This window comes from Enterococcus sp. AZ141 (assembly GCF_051714385.1).
In the GTDB taxonomy this organism is placed as follows: Bacteria; Bacillota; Bacilli; order Lactobacillales; family Enterococcaceae; genus Enterococcus_D; species Enterococcus_D entomosocium.
This window is the reverse complement of record NZ_JBIORT010000001.1, coordinates 2,144,112-2,160,520: the sequence shown is the minus strand read 5'-3', so window position 1 is coordinate 2,160,520 and position 16,409 is coordinate 2,144,112. Positions and strand designations below refer to the sequence as shown.

At 37.4% G+C, this 16,409-nt stretch carries 17 protein-coding genes; 3 read left to right on the top strand and 14 right to left on the bottom strand.

The window, feature by feature from the left end:
• Positions 1 to 12 precede the first annotated feature (12 nt).
• The 10 genes from IGI89_RS10035 to IGI89_RS09990 form a co-directional block, all read right to left on the bottom strand.
• Positions 13 to 1,374 carry a hypothetical protein gene (locus tag IGI89_RS10035; protein ID WP_005225442.1) on the bottom strand — a complete coding sequence of 454 codons (1,362 nt, stop codon included), beginning with the start codon at positions 1,372 to 1,374 and terminating at the stop codon, positions 13 to 15.
• A gap of 348 nt (positions 1,375 to 1,722) precedes the next feature.
• Positions 1,723 to 2,646: a peptide-methionine (S)-S-oxide reductase MsrA gene (gene msrA / locus IGI89_RS10030; protein WP_438735607.1), complete on the bottom strand. Its 924-nt coding sequence runs from the start codon at positions 2,644 to 2,646 to the stop codon at positions 1,723 to 1,725.
• A gap of 275 nt (positions 2,647 to 2,921) precedes the next feature.
• Positions 2,922 to 3,278 (bottom strand): type II toxin-antitoxin system PemK/MazF family toxin, encoded by a 357-nt coding sequence (locus IGI89_RS10025; protein ID WP_438735605.1) that lies wholly within the window; start codon positions 3,276 to 3,278, stop codon positions 2,922 to 2,924.
• Entirely contained in the window at positions 3,265 to 3,528 is a 264-nt protein-coding gene (locus IGI89_RS10020; RefSeq protein ID WP_087664981.1) for an AbrB/MazE/SpoVT family DNA-binding domain-containing protein, read from the bottom strand. The genes IGI89_RS10025 and IGI89_RS10020 overlap by 14 nt, the downstream gene beginning before the upstream one ends.
• Before the next feature lie 457 nt (positions 3,529 to 3,985).
• A complete protein-coding gene (locus tag IGI89_RS10015; protein ID WP_438735604.1) occupies positions 3,986 to 4,186 on the bottom strand; it encodes a hypothetical protein in 201 nt (66 codons plus the stop codon).
• 189 nt (positions 4,187 to 4,375) lie between these two features.
• Positions 4,376 to 4,540: a hypothetical protein gene (locus IGI89_RS10010; protein ID WP_194188423.1), complete on the bottom strand. Its 165-nt coding sequence runs from the start codon at positions 4,538 to 4,540 to the stop codon at positions 4,376 to 4,378.
• Between the two features lie 364 nt (positions 4,541 to 4,904).
• Positions 4,905 to 5,756, bottom strand: a complete 852-nt coding sequence (locus tag IGI89_RS10005) for a helix-turn-helix domain-containing protein (protein WP_438735603.1) — start codon at positions 5,754 to 5,756, stop codon at positions 4,905 to 4,907.
• Between the two features lie 259 nt (positions 5,757 to 6,015).
• Positions 6,016 to 6,222 carry a DUF3955 domain-containing protein gene (locus IGI89_RS10000; protein WP_194188424.1) on the bottom strand — a complete coding sequence of 69 codons (207 nt, stop codon included), beginning with the start codon at positions 6,220 to 6,222 and terminating at the stop codon, positions 6,016 to 6,018.
• An 87-nt stretch (positions 6,223 to 6,309) separates the two neighbouring features.
• Positions 6,310 to 7,161: a helix-turn-helix domain-containing protein gene (locus IGI89_RS09995; protein ID WP_438735602.1), complete on the bottom strand. Its 852-nt coding sequence runs from the start codon at positions 7,159 to 7,161 to the stop codon at positions 6,310 to 6,312.
• A gap of 249 nt (positions 7,162 to 7,410) precedes the next feature.
• The gene (locus IGI89_RS09990; protein ID WP_430607113.1) at positions 7,411 to 8,028 is read right to left on the bottom strand and encodes a CPBP family intramembrane glutamic endopeptidase; all 618 of its coding nucleotides are present in this window, start codon (positions 8,026 to 8,028) and stop codon (positions 7,411 to 7,413) included.
• 387 nt (positions 8,029 to 8,415) lie between these two features.
• On the opposite strand from IGI89_RS09990, the gene IGI89_RS09985 reads away from it, so the two are divergent.
• Positions 8,416 to 8,997: a hypothetical protein gene (locus tag IGI89_RS09985; protein WP_005234617.1), complete on the top strand. Its 582-nt coding sequence runs from the start codon at positions 8,416 to 8,418 to the stop codon at positions 8,995 to 8,997.
• A gap of 259 nt (positions 8,998 to 9,256) precedes the next feature.
• Here the strand turns inward: IGI89_RS09985 and IGI89_RS09980 are convergent, their stop codons facing one another.
• Positions 9,257 to 9,601 carry a DUF7006 family protein gene (locus tag IGI89_RS09980; RefSeq protein WP_005234616.1) on the bottom strand — a complete coding sequence of 115 codons (345 nt, stop codon included), beginning with the start codon at positions 9,599 to 9,601 and terminating at the stop codon, positions 9,257 to 9,259.
• A 665-nt stretch (positions 9,602 to 10,266) separates the two neighbouring features.
• Here IGI89_RS09980 and IGI89_RS09975 point away from each other — a divergent pair.
• On the top strand, positions 10,267 to 12,099 hold the full coding sequence (locus IGI89_RS09975) for a hypothetical protein (protein ID WP_438735601.1): 1,833 nt from the start codon (positions 10,267 to 10,269) through the stop codon (positions 12,097 to 12,099).
• 491 nt (positions 12,100 to 12,590) lie between these two features.
• On the opposite strand, the gene map is transcribed toward IGI89_RS09975, so the two are convergent.
• The 3 genes from map to rlmH form a co-directional block, all read right to left on the bottom strand.
• Positions 12,591 to 13,376: a type I methionyl aminopeptidase gene (gene map / locus IGI89_RS09970; protein ID WP_438735600.1), complete on the bottom strand. Its 786-nt coding sequence runs from the start codon at positions 13,374 to 13,376 to the stop codon at positions 12,591 to 12,593.
• Positions 13,377 to 13,418: 42 nt separating this feature from the next.
• Positions 13,419 to 14,156, bottom strand: coding sequence for a tRNA pseudouridine(38-40) synthase TruA (truA, locus tag IGI89_RS09965; protein WP_438735599.1), 738 nt, complete (start codon positions 14,154 to 14,156; stop codon positions 13,419 to 13,421).
• 65 nt (positions 14,157 to 14,221) lie between these two features.
• A complete protein-coding gene (gene rlmH / locus IGI89_RS09960; protein WP_005234604.1) occupies positions 14,222 to 14,701 on the bottom strand; it encodes a 23S rRNA (pseudouridine(1915)-N(3))-methyltransferase RlmH in 480 nt (159 codons plus the stop codon).
• Positions 14,702 to 15,074: 373 nt separating this feature from the next.
• Here rlmH and IGI89_RS09955 point away from each other — a divergent pair, with 373 nt between their 5' ends.
• A complete protein-coding gene (locus IGI89_RS09955; protein WP_008379110.1) occupies positions 15,075 to 16,379 on the top strand; it encodes a S1C family serine protease in 1,305 nt (434 codons plus the stop codon).
• The last annotated feature ends 30 nt before the right edge of the window (positions 16,380 to 16,409 follow it).

Sequence of the window (16,409 nt, the reverse complement as noted above, 5' to 3'; positions counted from 1 at the left end):
TCCTCCTATCCATCAGCCAAACACTAAGCCGATGACTAATAATAATACGGCTGCTAAACTCAACCACTTCACGTTTCCTTTGACTACATCCAGAATCGGAATTTGGAAACCAGAAGATAAAGCTTGCATCGTAATGTTGACGAAACTCATTTGACTGCCGAGTCCAACCCCCATCGTTACAAAACCAAGAGCTAACACTGGGAAGCCTAATGAAACGGCAACTGGTAACACTAATGTTAATACGGAGCCGACATAGGCACCTGCGGGAATCCCAATCAAGACACCCGTCAAGATCGCCACGGGAACGACGATCGCTGCGGGGGCATTTTGTGCCGCACCGGCAATAACAGCAAACGTCCCAGTTTCAGCGATCACGTTGATGAAGGCTAAAAAGATCCCCACTTGGAACAAGCGGGTCAAAATATACGTGGACCCATCCACCATCGCTTCCACCGATTGATTCATCGAAAAGTCGGTACAAACAAAAATCAACGCCAACGTGACCACCATATAAACTAGCGGCGTAAAGAGGACAAAGCCGATCAGGTCATTGATCAACGGGCCAAAGATGACCGCAAAAAGCAAGAAGATCGCAGGCAGTGTCGTTTTGAATAACTCGCCATTGCTTTTGTTTTCGTACTCTTGGTTGGCTGATTCTTTGAAGCCCAGATGACGACGCTTGGTCCCGAAGAATGCCAATAAAATCGCCAAACCAACGAATAACAACCAAAATGGGCGCATTTGATCGACATAAGAAGCGACACTAAAGCCGCCCAGTTCAGACACGATACTAGATTCCAAAGAGGCAGGAGAGGTCGTAAAGGAGACAGCTGCCGCTAACGACATCGCTGCGATCAATTCGGGTACCACCCCAACCGCCGCAAATGCTAATGGTGCGATCACCATTGCACTCCCGCCGCCGATCCCAGACATATAAGTCGCTGCTGCCAATAAGATGACAATAAAACCAGCCACATATTCCACTTTTCCTTTGGTCCCTCTTTTGGCTAAGGTTAAGGCTGCCGTATAACTACCGGCTTTGAAGACCGCCATCGCTACAGCGGAATTGATGATTGGCACCGTAATACTTAACATCGTCGGAATAGCTTCCAACAGTTGCGAATTGGCTTCAGCTAAACTGATCCCGCCAATAATCATCGCCAATATCCCAGCAATCAAGCCAGCAATGATCATATCTACTTTTTTAAAGAGTAAAACCAGTACTAACACTAACGGAATCAGTACTAAAAATGCTTTGACTCCAGTTGGTGCAACGATCTCATTGATCGCTTCTGCCGCAAACACTGTTCTTTCTGAAAAGATAAAAAGAATGAGAGCCATAAACAGTGAGACGAACGTTCCCTTTTTTTTCATCAGATTTCTCCTAACTTATATGAATCTTCATATAATAAATGTTGTGTTGCTATGGGGTGTTGCTGATTGATTTTTCCGCTGATTTTTCTCTGGTGTTTCCCACCTTCTTTCCTCGAAGAAAGGAACCAAGCAAAAGACGCCTGCTTTTTCGACCTTTTTCGCCACTTTTTCTTTCTCTATTATAATTCTTGTTGTTAACGCTTTCTTTGGACATTATTCTAAAATAAATCTTCGTTTTTTATCCAATTGGCTAAACGCGCAGAAAAAAGCGCAGCCTGTGGAGAAAAGAGCCTTCATTTGATCCTCTGGCCTTTTCTCGGAGCCCCGCTTTTTTGATGTATCTTCTGCCTATGATCGTTTTTCCCCTCGGTTTGTCCAGCGTTTCAGTTTATAAAAAAGCATCAGTTGCTTGCGCGCTCGCTTGATCCGCTGGTAGCGCTTGGGCTGCTTCTTGTAAAATGCTTGATGGTAGTTTTCCGCTGGCCAAAAGGGTGCAGCCATGCGGATCTCGGTCACGATGGGTTGCTGATAATAACCAGATTGTGCTAATTCCTTTTTGGCTCGTTGCGCAAGCACTTCTTGCTCAGCAGTCGTATAGAAAATGATTGGACGATAAAAATTGCCGCGATCTTGAAATTGTCCGAAAGCATCTGTCGGGTCTGTCACTTGCCAATACAACTGTAACAAGTCCTGATAGGTGATGATTTTGGGATCAAAAATGATCTCTACTGCTTCGACATGCCCTGTTGTTCCACTTAGTACTTGATCATACGTCGGATTCAGGACTGTTCCCCCAGTATACCCCGACAAAACGGAAAGAATGCCCGGCTGGTCTTCAAAAGGCTCTACCATACACCAAAAGCAGCCGCCAGCAAAAATAGCCACTTCTTGTGCTTTTCCACCTGTTTCGGTCGGCTCCACGGAAACTTCTGCTGGTTGGACTTTGCTTGTTTCTTCATTCATTGCCTTTTTCGGTGCTGGCTGGCTGATTGTTTGATAAAACTCGGCGACATTCGGGGTCAGATTGTTTCTCAGTGCCAAAGGACGCAACGACGCTTCTAGTTTTTCCAAAACCCGTCTGGTCTGTTGGTCTTCAAGGCTATTTAACGATTCCTTTTCGTGTTTGCCTGCTTTTTGTTTGGTCGCCAGCTGAGTTTCCAGTGTATTTTTTGCTTGCACCAGTTGTTCTCGTTCCCACTGTCTCGTGCCAGGATACAAGATCAAATTATAGATTTCTGACAGCCACGCCATCGTTGTTTGCTTCATCACCATTGCCCCTTTGTCTCATGAAGGAGCGGCTCTCACTCCTTGTTTGGTTGCACTGTACCATAGTTTCGCCGATTCGCCCAATTTGATGCCCAAAAAACGTTCGAGAGAAATCCTCGAACGTTTTTGGCTTTTGTATGGGTTAGCGTATAAATCGTTCAGGCTTTTGAGAATGGCGTTGCTATCTCAAAGATTACAAAGGAGTATAAGTTTACGGACACACTGTCTATAGAATAAAAGAAAACAGCATGGTCAACATAGATAAGATGATCATGTTGTTTTTATTTACTTACTTTTTGAAATATTGTTCTAACTTTCATCAATAACTCCTCAACCAATCTCTCATGCGCTTTTTCCAAAAAAACACACGCTCTGGCCTCATAATCAATTGTCGTTAATTGATCTAGCAATACTTTTCCTGTTGTTTTCATGCCATAATCTGGATCAATACTTACGTATAACGAATAGTTTCTACTTGTACTAGAAATCGGAGCAATGGTGGCAACGTTACTATAATCTGCAATCATGTCATGACTTAAAACAATATAGGGCCTTTTTTCCGTTTGTTCATGTCCAGAACGAGGAGCTGTATCCAACAACAAAATATCACCTTGTCTAGTTTTTTTACCACCTTTCATTCCCTACGGCTTCACCTAAACGTTGAATTTCCACCTGATTTCTCTCAGCAGTGTAATTTTCAAATAACTTTTCAATCGTTAACTCGTTTTCTGAATTTGCCGCTTCGATGATTAGTCGCTTATGCCCGTTTACTTCTTCTTGTATTATCTTCACTTTGTCATCAGTATGAATGCCAAGATACTCCATAATGTACTTTGGCAATCTAAGACCGTTACTATTGCCCCATTTTTTTATAGGTAACATTTCCATGCGCGACACCTCTTTCTATATATACATAGTATAAGATATATCACGACGGAGTATATACATAATTATCCTTTTGTCGAAGCACCTAAATTCATGTAAAAAGAATTGTTCTTAAAAGTTTACTCTGCTGTCCTAAATTAGGATCTTTCTATCCTAACTAATTGAGCTACTAAAGGAATTTTGAAATGAAGAATAGAAAAAGGATCAAAAATTATTAAGTTTCTGATCCTCAATAATATTGTACCAATATTATCTCACAACAAGAACAAAATACATAAATTAGACTCTGTCGCATTCTTAAAAATCAAAATTGTATAATATCATACTATGATTAGTTGCTTGATTCGGTGAAACCTTCTTCATTAGGCGCAACTTGCCACCCAGCACTATGAAATGCTCTTGTTATTAAGTCTTCAACAAAATTTGGATTATCTGTAGGGTAGCCGTGGTCATATAATATTTACCTAGAATAGATTAATAACATGCCACTATCTTGATTAGACCGTGCCATCAGTTGAATAGCATGTTCTAACTCGTCGACAGTGGCGCCAATATTGAAAGTAGTGTTTTGGTTTTGTGCCAAAGTCATCCGTTCATGAAAATCCGATATCAAACTTTCTGCTTGGTTATACCATTGCGGCTCCGATGTAGATGGCGCCATAGTTTCGCTTGTGCTCCTTCCTGATTGTTCGGTACTCCCAATAGACTCCATAAACGTTGGTTCCTTCATCGCCTCGACAAACCGATTTATTGGGTGCTCCGATTTTGCCAAGACATAGCCAAATAAAATTACCAATGCGCAAGTTATACCAGATACAATCACAGATGAAAGAGTTGATTTTTTCATAGATTAATTTCCTATTAATAATAACTCTTGCTTCAAGAGTATCTGTGCTAACTTTTGAACCTCTTGTCGATTACATTTTCTCTCAATTTCTTTCTGACGTTTCTGATCGATTGGGCTTTTGAACTTAAGGGATCCGCATCGGTATGTTTTATATGTTAATTCTTCCATTTGATTTCCTCTTTCCTTACAATGTAAATCTTATAATAAGGCTATTTAAGAAGAAAATAAAAAAAGTCCGATATAATGGACTTCCCAACAATTTCTATATAAATATTCATTCCCAAAATAAGTTATTGACAACTATGTTTATAGTTATTATCCCTTTAATTAATATAAATCATAATTCTCTTTAAATACCTTCAGCTTCCTATTTGGGCAAATTCATCTAATTTGACCATCTAATTCAAATTAGTAAACATATTTAGAATGAAAAATAAACCATAGTATTTTAAAACTTAAATAGCTTTCTAATTTAAGTCTTAATATCTACTTTTAAATAGATGCACAATCGAAAACTACATGCCCTATATAATTATGAAACTAATTGTGAATAAAGCTCAGCTAAAGAGTCTTGATTTAAATCTCTCATTATCTGAAGCATTTTTTGTGTAAGATCTCTTCCCTCTTGCTCAGGCCCTCTTTTTATTAATAGTAACCCGCTAAAAAACTTATATACCGTTCGGTGAAAAAATTCTTTATAATCGGTTGATAGTAAATCTAGCTGTGTTAATAATACTTCTGTATAGTCATACTGCTGCCTTTTAAATGTATATTCAATTAGGTTGATCAACAAAACACAATATATTTCTCTTCCTTTTTCAAGTTTCACATAACGTTCCATCAATTTTGAAACTCTTTTAAAAAAAACTAGAATAATTTCACTATCTAAAAATTCGAGTGTATTCGTAAATAGTTGAATTTCTTGCAGAGACCAACTTTCCACATCGATCAGATAGGTTAAAATGGTATCTCTATCAGCTTCTAAAACTACTTTGGTATTATATTCCCCATACTCTTCAAAATATTCTAAGAGGCGTATCCGAGATCTGACCTCAGCAATTCTAATTCCATTTAACTTGCCGGATTTTACTTGCAGATCTTCTAAAAGATGTTTGAGTCCTTTGATATCTTGATTGTTCGCCAGTTTATTATAAATATAATTATAGTTATTCTGTTCATTTAATTGGTATCCATTAGAAATAAACATAAATTCATCAATGTCCATAGAAATATTGTCTAATATTTGCATCAGTATATTGGCTGATATTTGATGTTTTCCTTTTTCAAATTCAATAGCATATGATTTAGATATAATATTTCCATATACATCTTTCTGGCTAAATCCTTTTTTTAATCTTATTTCCCTTATAGTTTCTCCGTACATATAGTACTCCTCTCACATTCAAGATTCTCTCATCCATATCAACAAAGAAATATGTATGCTAGCATATTATTCATTAAATTTCTTTAAAATAATATTTGATCTTATTATACAATTTGTTTTCTGATCATTATAGTGACTTAACCTATAAGATGAAAGAAAAAGAGGAGTGAATGACTTGGATACATCTCATTCGCTCCTCTTTTTCTTTCGTTTAGATTAAAAACAAGAAGTCCTAATCGTGAAAAACATCTCATCTGTATCATTTAGTCTTTAATTTATTTCTTAATAGCTTAGTAGTAGTTATAGAAATTGAAATAAAGATTGATAAATATCCTAGTGGTATACAAAAGAATGCTGGCTCTACAACAAATCCTCTTGAGTCCAGATGCGACCCTACCAAGTTACTAACCATAAAGAGCACTACTGCTAATAAAAAAAAGAAAATTGAACTGCCAAATTGTTTCATTTTATATTCCTCCTGCTTTTTAATTTATTTAAATGATTGGTTCAGTTTAACAAGTAATGGATTTATTATCATCTATGAAAAAATCCGTTAAATCAATAAAAGGGCGTACAACTTCGCTAGTGGTTCTTGGTTTAATTTTTTCATAATATCTAACATATTTTCTGCAATAGCTCTTCCCTTTTCTTGATCAAGTTTTTTCATTACCAAGAGTCCCTCAAAAAAATTATAAACGGTTCTATAAAAAAACTCTTTATAGTTGGATGATAAAAGATCCAATTGGATAAGTAATATTTCTGTATAGTCGTATTGCTTTTTCTTAAATGTATATTCCAATAAATTTATAATCAATGCGCAATATATTTCTTTCCCCTTCTCTAGATCGGCATAATATTCAAGCACACGAGAAACTCTTTTAAAAAGAATAAATATTGATTCATTGTCTAACAAATCTAGCGTATTAGCGAAAAGCTTAATTTCTTGAAGTGTCCAACTTTCCCTCTCAATTAGGTAGGTTAAAATAGTCTGTCTATCTTCTTGTAAAATCACATTTGTATCATAAACACCATTGTCTCTGAAATTTCGTAAAATTCGGAGACGAGACCTTACTTCAGTTATTCTAATATCATTTAATCTACCTTCCCTACTTTTTAATGTTTTTAATAAATCTTCTAGACCTTCAATATCATGCTTGTTGGCTAGCTTACTGTACGTACAATCATAATACGTTTTTTCGTTCATATTATAGTTATTAGCAATAAATAAAAATTCGTCTATTTCTATAGATAGATTCTGTAAAATTTCAAGCAATATATAAGTAGAAATTTGATGCTTTCCTTTTTCGAATTCTACTGCATATGATTTTGATATGATGTTTTCATACACTTCTTTTTGAGTTAACCCTTTTTTCAGACGAATTTTCCTTAACGTTTCTCCATACATTTATTATCCTCCTATCATAAGATTGTATTAAAAAACTTCTTATATTTCTTATTATAGTAATCTTTCTTTTTTTGGATCATCAGGTATTAAATATGAGACCGAAAAATTCGAAACAATAATTTTTTTATAACTATTACGAGTCATGTATTGAACAATAAGGTTCTTTATATAAATAGAAAAAAAGAGAACTAGCAAGTTCTTGCTAATTCTCTTATTCGTCTATATATCAATATAGGAATTAAAAAAACACTATTTGAGAAAAAAGATAATAAAGCCTAGCGAGTCATAGATAAAATGACAGATCCAACTCACCCAAACACTAGATGATTTCTCCCATACATAGTTTAGTGCTAACCTAGCCGGTGCTAGGGTGAATATTAATTGTATAGGGTGAAATCCATACGCAGGAATGTGCCAGAATGCAAAAAGAATGCTGCAGATAATTGTTGACCAGAAAAAAGAAAGGCCTTTTTTCTGAAGAGCGATTAGGATATTTGTACTTAATAGTTCTTCTCCCATCAGCATAAAGGGCACTTGAAACAAAATCATTTTTACTGAAAGTGTATCATTAATCGCATTCGGCGTAGGTTGCCCAAAAATTAATGAATAGAGGAATGAAAAAAGCATTCCAGAAAACAAAACAAGAGGTAATCCCCAGGCGAATGATTTAAAGTTGAAGTGCTTGAACTGATTTAGAAAGTCCTTTCTTAATAAACAATACCCGGCAATAAAGGCAAATACTAAATTCCAAACCGTTCCAAAAACGACATGAAGTAGCTCGGGAAAATTTATAAAAGATAAAATTTGATAAATCAAAGCAATTCCTATAGTAGTCAATAACAAGAAATTAGCTGATTGTTTTTTCATATTTACCCAACCTCCTTATTTTTATCTGATTATTATTTTAAAACTATTCAAACATGGTAGCCTTCTCGGGAAAAATAAATATACATACTAATTTTCTGTTTCATACAAAATTTTGTAAAGTTTTGTATTTTAATTATAACATATTCATATTGAATACCAGGAAGATTGAGAAAGACTGATACTATACCAAGGACAACTAATTTTCCCAGCATTATCGTGCTTGCTAAAAATGAAACATACGATCATATAGATAAATCATTATTTATATTATATGTACCTATATTTTACTTTTTTGAAGTATGAAATATCTGTCTTTTTAGGTAATTTGAACCTAAAATAACCTAAAATAGATTTTGCAACAAAATAAATAAATGGAGAATTTAGAACATGAAAAAAAAGCAATTATCAAAATCTTTAATAGCCACTGGCTTACTTTGTACAATATTCGGGAGTGTTACAACATTTGCAGCCAGCACTGCACTTTATCGTGACTCCACGGCAACTACAGAAGCTATCTACCAAGGTGTTCATGCCTTATCCCGAACTTTAAGCGGCACTAAGACAGACTTGGCAACAGCGTTAGTAGATAAAGCAAAAGCAGAAGCTGATAAAATAAAAGCTGAGAATGAGAAGAAAGCTGTCGAAAATAATCTCGAAACGGCAAATAACACAATTACTGATTTAAGAACACAACTTACAAATGCCAATAACGCTGTCACAGAAGCGCAAGCCAGTGCAGCTCTTGATAAAAAAACTGCTGAAGATAAAGGAAGTGCCGTAGCAGCTGCAAAAGATGAACAACTAGGCGCACTTAAAACTGCAGTTGATAGTATCCTGTCTGAGCACAATGTGCTTCCTGACAGTAATAAAGATAGTGTAGAAGCATTAAAAGGTAGCGATGATGCAGCAAAAGCTGTCGATGACGCCAATAAGAATCAAACAGAAAAAGTGAATCAAGGTAATTCATAAATTTGTTTAGTTCTTCTAATATCAAACTGTAAATCATGAACCCTAACATTAAATAGGTTTATTCAAAGTATTATGCTCAATAGATAATAAACTTTGAGGTAAATAATAAAAAAGCAACCCGTCATAAATAAAAATGTCAGGTCAGGAGAGTAAAGTTCTGACCTGTCTTTTTATTGTAAATATATATTTAAATCGCATATTAAAATTTTATATTATCTGAATAAAATTCACTTTGAACAGTCTCCTGAAGTCATTTATTTTATAGAAGTATAAGTGAGTGAATCTTACTAATATTTGTCATTCCATCCATCCTGAATATTTCTTCATAGTAAGTTCCGCTATCTATTTCTGCCAATCTTATTATTTCAGTTTCAGATAATTTGAAAATATTGTCATCAATTAAACTAGATAAAATTTGCAACTTAGCATCGATTCGTACCAATTCTTTGATGGTTGCAAACGCATTTTTGGTAGAAATATTCTGAATCAATTTAATGAAATTTTCTTTTGTCGTTATATAGTACTCGTTAATTAATGGATAGTTATATTTTTCGAAAAAATCATCGAAAAATAAGAAATATTCGTTAGCTGATTTTATTGTCACTTGTTATCTCCTTTCAGATTTATTCTAAGAGATCCGCACAATACCTATTCGTTTATTCAAAATGTTTCCTCTTCTACTTGTCATTTTAAAAGCAGTCTGCGAATTTCCATTTATTTTACCTCTTGAATTTGGTCAAAGAAAAAAAAGTCTTTAATTTAGGACTTATAAAAGAACATATGACTTTGGAAGTTTATTGTTATTCATGGAATTGAGTTACAAAAGAGATATTAATCATCTTTATGTACACACATATTCAGAAAAATTAATTAACCATTTTGTCCTTATTATCTTTGAATACAAGTAAGAATATGATTACTAGAAACAAAAGAAGAAACAATGGGCTGTTTTAGAACAAGAATTTCAATAAATAATATAATAGCATTCACCATAATTATCATTGAGGTACTAAATTTAAGACCTTCTATGTAGAATAAGCCAAAACCTTATATGATAAGTTTTGTCAGACAGAATCAAGAAATTTTCATGAAATAATTCATTGAATTTAAATACCATTCAGTATTTACTTCCATTTTCACTGGTGTTCATGGAGATTTGTCTTTTATTTTGCCGTGGATTGACTATCTTATTCTAAGTTCTTAGACAAGATACTTGTATTTCTACGAGAAAAACCAATCACAAATCGAATTTGAGGAGAAATTTTAATCATGAAAAAACAAATCATTGCCACATCAATCATATTAGCTAGCATAACTACCGTAATCGCGACTGAGGCTCAAGCCAATGCAGACTCCATCAATGGCGTTGATGTAACAACTGATCAAACACAAAAAAAAGCCACCAGTGAAAATGGTGAAACTTGGGTTAATGATAATAATGTATGGTATAACCAAACTTCAGGGGATAACGGTATCATTACACCACCGAATACTCCCGGTCAGCAAAAACCTGAGCAGTCTTTAACGCCTGCTGAACCTAATCAAACACCGCCGATTATTAAGCAAGAAACCCCATCTGCACCATCGGTACCTACAAAAGCCGAGTATATCGCACCGGCTAAACCTATCTCTGAGCAAAAAGTATCGAATACGCCAGCTGTTCCTGCTACTCCTGTGATAAATGTCCCTGATTTGCAGCCGAATGCATCGGTTCAATTGGTTCCTGCTACTCCTGCTGTTCCTACAAAAGCCGAGTATATCGCACCGGTTAAACCTGTCTCTGAGCAAAAAGTACCGAATACGCCAGCTGTTCCTGCTACTCCTGTGATAAACGTGCCTGATTTGCAGCCGAATACGCCTGTGCAATTGGTTCCTGCTACTCCTGCTGTTCCTACAAAAGCCGAGTATATCGCACCAGTTAAACCTGTCTCTGAGCAAAAAGTACCGAATACGCCAGCTGTTCCTGCAACTCCTGTGATAAACGTGCCTGATTTGCAGCCGAATGCATCGGTTCAATTGGTTCCTGCTACTCCTGCTGTTCCTACAAAAGCTGAGTATATCGCACCGGTTAAACCTGTCTCTGAGCAAAAAGTACCGAATACGCCAGCTGTTCCTGCAACTCCTGTGATAAACGTGCCTGATTTGCAGCCGAATACACCGGTTCAATTGGTTCCTGCTACTCCTGCTGTTCCTACAAAAGCCGAGTATATCGCACCAGTTAAACCTGTCTCTGAGCAAAAAGTACCGAATACGCCAGCTGTTCCTGCTACTCCTGTGATAAACGTGCCTGATTTGCAGCCGAATACACCGGTTCAATTGGTTCCTGCTACTCCTGCTGTTCCTACAAAAGCCGAGTATATCGCACCAGTTAAACCTGTCTCTGAGCAAAAAGTACCGAATAAAAAATACGAGGATCCAATAAATAAACAGCTAAAAGAAGTACCTAGTATGATACCTAGCCAACCAGTAGAAATGACAATAAATGTTCCTATTAAAAAATTTCCACAAATGAATACTTTTAATTTTTCTATGCAAGCAATCAATACTTTTGCGACTACTATAATTGATAATACATTCTCTACAAATACAGAAAAGATTACTCCTGCAACTAATGTACTAGTCGAAAAACAGCCATCACTTATCGATGGAGATATCCCTAAAAATTTAAACCCTTTTGATCATAATCAGTTTATTCAAGCTAGTAGAGTACCAATTATTGAAAAACCAGTAATTATGAAATTGGAACAACTAAGTGAACAGAAAACAAGCCGACCTGTCCCTAAGACTTCTGAAGAAAAGCAAACAATTAAAACAATCCAATTCAAAACAGCGCTCATGAAATCTGAAAGTAAACAAACAGCGCAATCTTTAACAAAAAAAGAAAATCAGGTAAATAGAGAGACGATTCCCCTGCCTACTAGGTCTTCAAGGCATGACGTGAAATCCACACTCTTAAAATCTTCAAGCCTAGCAATGATGCCTAAAACAGGAGACGCCGACTCTTTTACTTTTCAAGAAAGTTTACGAATCATTGGTTTTGTTTTGGCTAGTCTAAGTCTGTTAGGTTTATCATTTAAAAGTAGAAAAGGTTACAAGAAATAAGATATAAAAAAGACTAGCTCTATATGGCTAGTCTTTTTATGCTTTATTGAAATTTGACATATAAAGTATTATTATTTGTAAACTTAAGTTAATATATTTTCATAGATCGCTAGTACTAATGATCTATGAAAATATTAATAAAATAGAGATCAAAATTTTAAGTTCCTGCCCCTCTTTTCTTAATCTATAAAAAAGGCGCTATAATTTATGGGACTGATGAATCAGAATTGACTCTCCAATCTCATTTTCATTTTAAGTAGAAAAAAGATCATTCTCTAGTTTGTTTAAATCACCCCAAAACAACTAAGGACACGATATACTATATGAACGACTCCATCAAAAATACCAATATGAATAGACAAGCACTCGTTGATTACTGAGTTCTTTTACGATCTTTTTGAAAAAAGCACAGATCGAAAGGGCGTACCATCAGTTAGGTAAGCCCTTTTAAGAGATGTGGAAAATCTACATGATACAGAAGTTCCGCACAGTTATTTTTCAAAGACATTAAGTGATGATGACGTTTCTTCCTTTTGCAACGTCATGATGACAGGACCTTCTTTGGTGATGGCGATCGAATGTTCATATTGGGCACAATAGCTGCCGTCAATCGTGCGTGCTGTCCAGCCGTTTGGGTCCATCTTCATGCGCCAAGTGCCGGTCGTGATCATCGGTTCGATGGTGATCGTCATGCCCTCTTTCAAACGAATTCCTTTGCCAGGTAACCCGAAATGAGGAAAGAATGGTTCTTCATGAATGGTTGGGCCAATGCCGTGAGCAATAAAGTCCCGCACGACACCATACCCTTTTTCTTCAGCGAAGCTTTGGATCGCATAACCAATATCGCCGACTCGGTTGCCAACCTGTGCTTGCTCGATGCCTCTCATCAAGGCTTCTTTCGTTACTTCCATCAGTGCTTGATGTTCTGGCGAAATCTCTCCTACAGCATATGTCCAACAGCTGTCAGAAATTGCTCCTTTGTAATCGACACAAAAATCGACTTTGACGACATCGCCTGATTTTAAAACATATTCTGAAGGGAAACCATGACAAATCTCTTCATTGACACTGATACACGTCGCAAATTCATAGCCTTCAAACCCAATTTGCGCGGCTGTTGCCCCTGCAGCTTCTATCTGTTGATGGACAAAGGCGTTGATTTGGTTCGTGGTGATACCGGGAACGATTTTTTCCCGTAGCTGCTCGTGAATACTTGCCAAGATACGACCAGAAGTTTTCATTTGTTCGATCTCTCGTGGGGATTTTAATGTGATCAATAGATGATCTCCTTTCCTTAAATAGCCATTACCCTGTTTCTTTTAATAATACACCTCATCTAGAAATAAGCCATGAGAAGGCACTGTTTCACCAGCTGCTTGTCGTACTTTATCGGCTAACACTTGATCGATCACTTCTGGCGGTAGCGTGCCATCGCCAATGGCAATCAGTGTGCCTGTCAAGATTCGGACCATTTTATGCAAAAAGCCGTTGCCTTTGAAGGTAAACCGCAATAGGTCGCCTTCTGGTGTGATAGTGATTTCATCGATTGTGCGCACCGTTGATTTTTTTGATTTTTTCAACGCAGAAAAGCCAATAAAATCATGGGTGCCGATCAACTTCTCAGCCGCTTGCTGCATTTTTTCCAAATCAAGGGGCTGCGGGGAATGAAAACTGGTATTGCGAGCAAAGACCGATGGGATCGCGTTGTTCCAAACATAATAGCTGTATTGCTTGCCTTTAGCGTGATAGCGTGCATGGAATCGTTCAGGCACTTCTTCAATCTTGTTGACAACGATGTCTTGCGGCAAATAGCGGTTAAAGAACTGCTGCATCTCTGGCAAACTCATTTGATGGGTCGTCTTGAAATTTGCCACTTGTCCTCGAGCATGCGTGCCCGCATCGGTTCTACCAGAACCCACGATCTCAATTTCTTCTCCCGTCAATAATTTGATGACCCCTTCAACTTTTTCTTGGATCGTTTTTTCAGAATCTCCTAGTCGTTGCCACCCTAAGTAGCGCTTGCCGTCGTATTCAATCGTTAGTTTGATATTTCGCATGGTTGTTGCTCCTTTTTACCGGTAGTACCGGTGGTTAATTTTTTCTATTATACTGCTTAAGATATTTACTTATGATACGGCGCCCCCGTATTGATTCGATACGCGCGATAGATTTGCTCCAATAAGATCAGTTTCATGAGTTGGTGTGGGTAGGTCATTTTGCCAAAGGAGATTTTGGCATCACTGCGAGTCATGACTTCTTGGCTTAAGCCTAGGGAGCCGCCGATGACGAAGGTCAGTTGGCTTTTTCCTTGGATGCCGAGTTGATCGATTTGTTTGGCGAAGGCTTCGCTGGTGGGATTGGTGCCTTCGATTGCTAAGGCAAAGACATATTCGGTGTCTTTGATTTTGGCTAAAATGCGCTGGCCTTCTTTTTCTTTGATTTGCAGCATTTGGGCTTCACTCAAGGTTTCTGGTGCTTTTTCATCTGGTACTTCGATAAACTCAAGCTTTGCGTATGCCCCCAATCGTTTGGCGTACTCGTTGATTCCTTGAACGAGGTACTTTTCTTTTAGTTTTCCTACCGTGACGATTTTGATTTTCATAGATTTCTCCTCGTTATCCCCTTATTTTATGAAAATGTGGACAATGCTATCCACAACCTTTTACACACTTTGACTTTCTTTGAAATCCTTCTATCTTATCTATAAAACTGCGACACTTCAACGATTTCTTCATCCACCCAACCAACCCCATCAAGTTTGTCCACACACTGTGGATAAAAAGACCTTTACTTCTCCCCAGATTTCTCTGCTATTTTTATTCAAAAATGAACGGGTCTTACGAAGAAAATTTCATCGTTTGAAACAGATTCTTACGCAACTTCTTCATATTTTTTTCAAAATCTCTTAGTAGACTAATCTCAGATAGAAGGAATATACTGATTATAACGAATTATTCATTAAGGGGGAAATAGTAATGGCAAGAAAATATGTCACACCAGGTAAGAAAACTTCTCCTGGTTTATTAAAACGATTAGGTATTGGGATTTTAGGCGGTATGGTCGGCGGATTATTGACCTTCGGCGGTCTGTATCTGGCAATGGGTTCATCCTTGACTTCAACACCAGAAACCACGACCAACAGCGGGGTCCAAGATTCTAACGGACAAACCCAAGTATCCAATGTAAAACTTGATGTGACTAGCGATGTCACTGAGGCAGTTGAAAAAGTACAAGATTCGGTGGTTTCCATCATTAATCTACAACAAAGTCAAAGCAACGACTGGAACAGCCTCTTTGGTCAGCAAGGTGGACAAAGTGAAGGCGATAGCCAAAGCGAAGACGACAGCGCCTTAGAAGCTTCTTCTGAAGGGAGTGGTGTCATCTACAAAATCGATGGCGACGATGCCTATGTCGTAACCAACAACCACGTAGTTGAAGGTCAAGATGGTTTGGAAGTTGTCTTAGCAGATGGTACAAAAGTCAAAGCTGAATTGGTAGGTACCGATTCTTACACAGACTTAGCCGTCTTAAAAATCTCTTCTGAAAAAGTTACAACTGCCGCAACATTTGGCGATTCAAGTGCCTTGAAAGTCGGCGAACCAGCAATCGCGATCGGTTCTCCTCTAGGCTCTGACTATGCAAACTCTGTGACACAAGGGATCGTATCTTCCTTGAATCGTCAAGTAACAAGCCAAAACGAATCTGGTGGTACGATCAGTATCAATGCGATCCAAACGGATGCTGCGATCAACCCAGGGAACTCAGGTGGTCCACTGATCAACGTTGATGGTCAAGTGATTGGGATCAACTCAAGTAAAATCGCCAGCACCTCTGGCTCTGCTTCAGGTGTTAGTGTCGAAGGGATGGGCTTTGCGATCCCAAGTAACGATGTCGTTGAAATCATCAATCAACTAGAAGCAGACGGCAAAGTGGTTCGCCCTGCACTAGGGATCCAAACGATTGATTTAGGTTCAATCACATCACAACAACAAGAACAAATCTTGAAAGTTCCTTCATCTGTAACTTCAGGCGTTGTGATCTACTCAGTCAACAATGCAACACCAGCAGAACAAGCAGGATTGCAACAATATGACGTTATCACGAAAATCGATGACACAGAAGTCAGCACCACAACGGATCTGCAATCTGCGTTGTACAAACACAAAGTCGGTGACACGATCACTGTAACCTTCTATCGTGGTGATGAAGAAAAAACAGCAGAAGTAAAACTTTCCGTTGATACATCGATCAACGAACAATCAACAGACAGCAGCAACTAATTACCAAAACCAATCGAAACAATCAAAAAA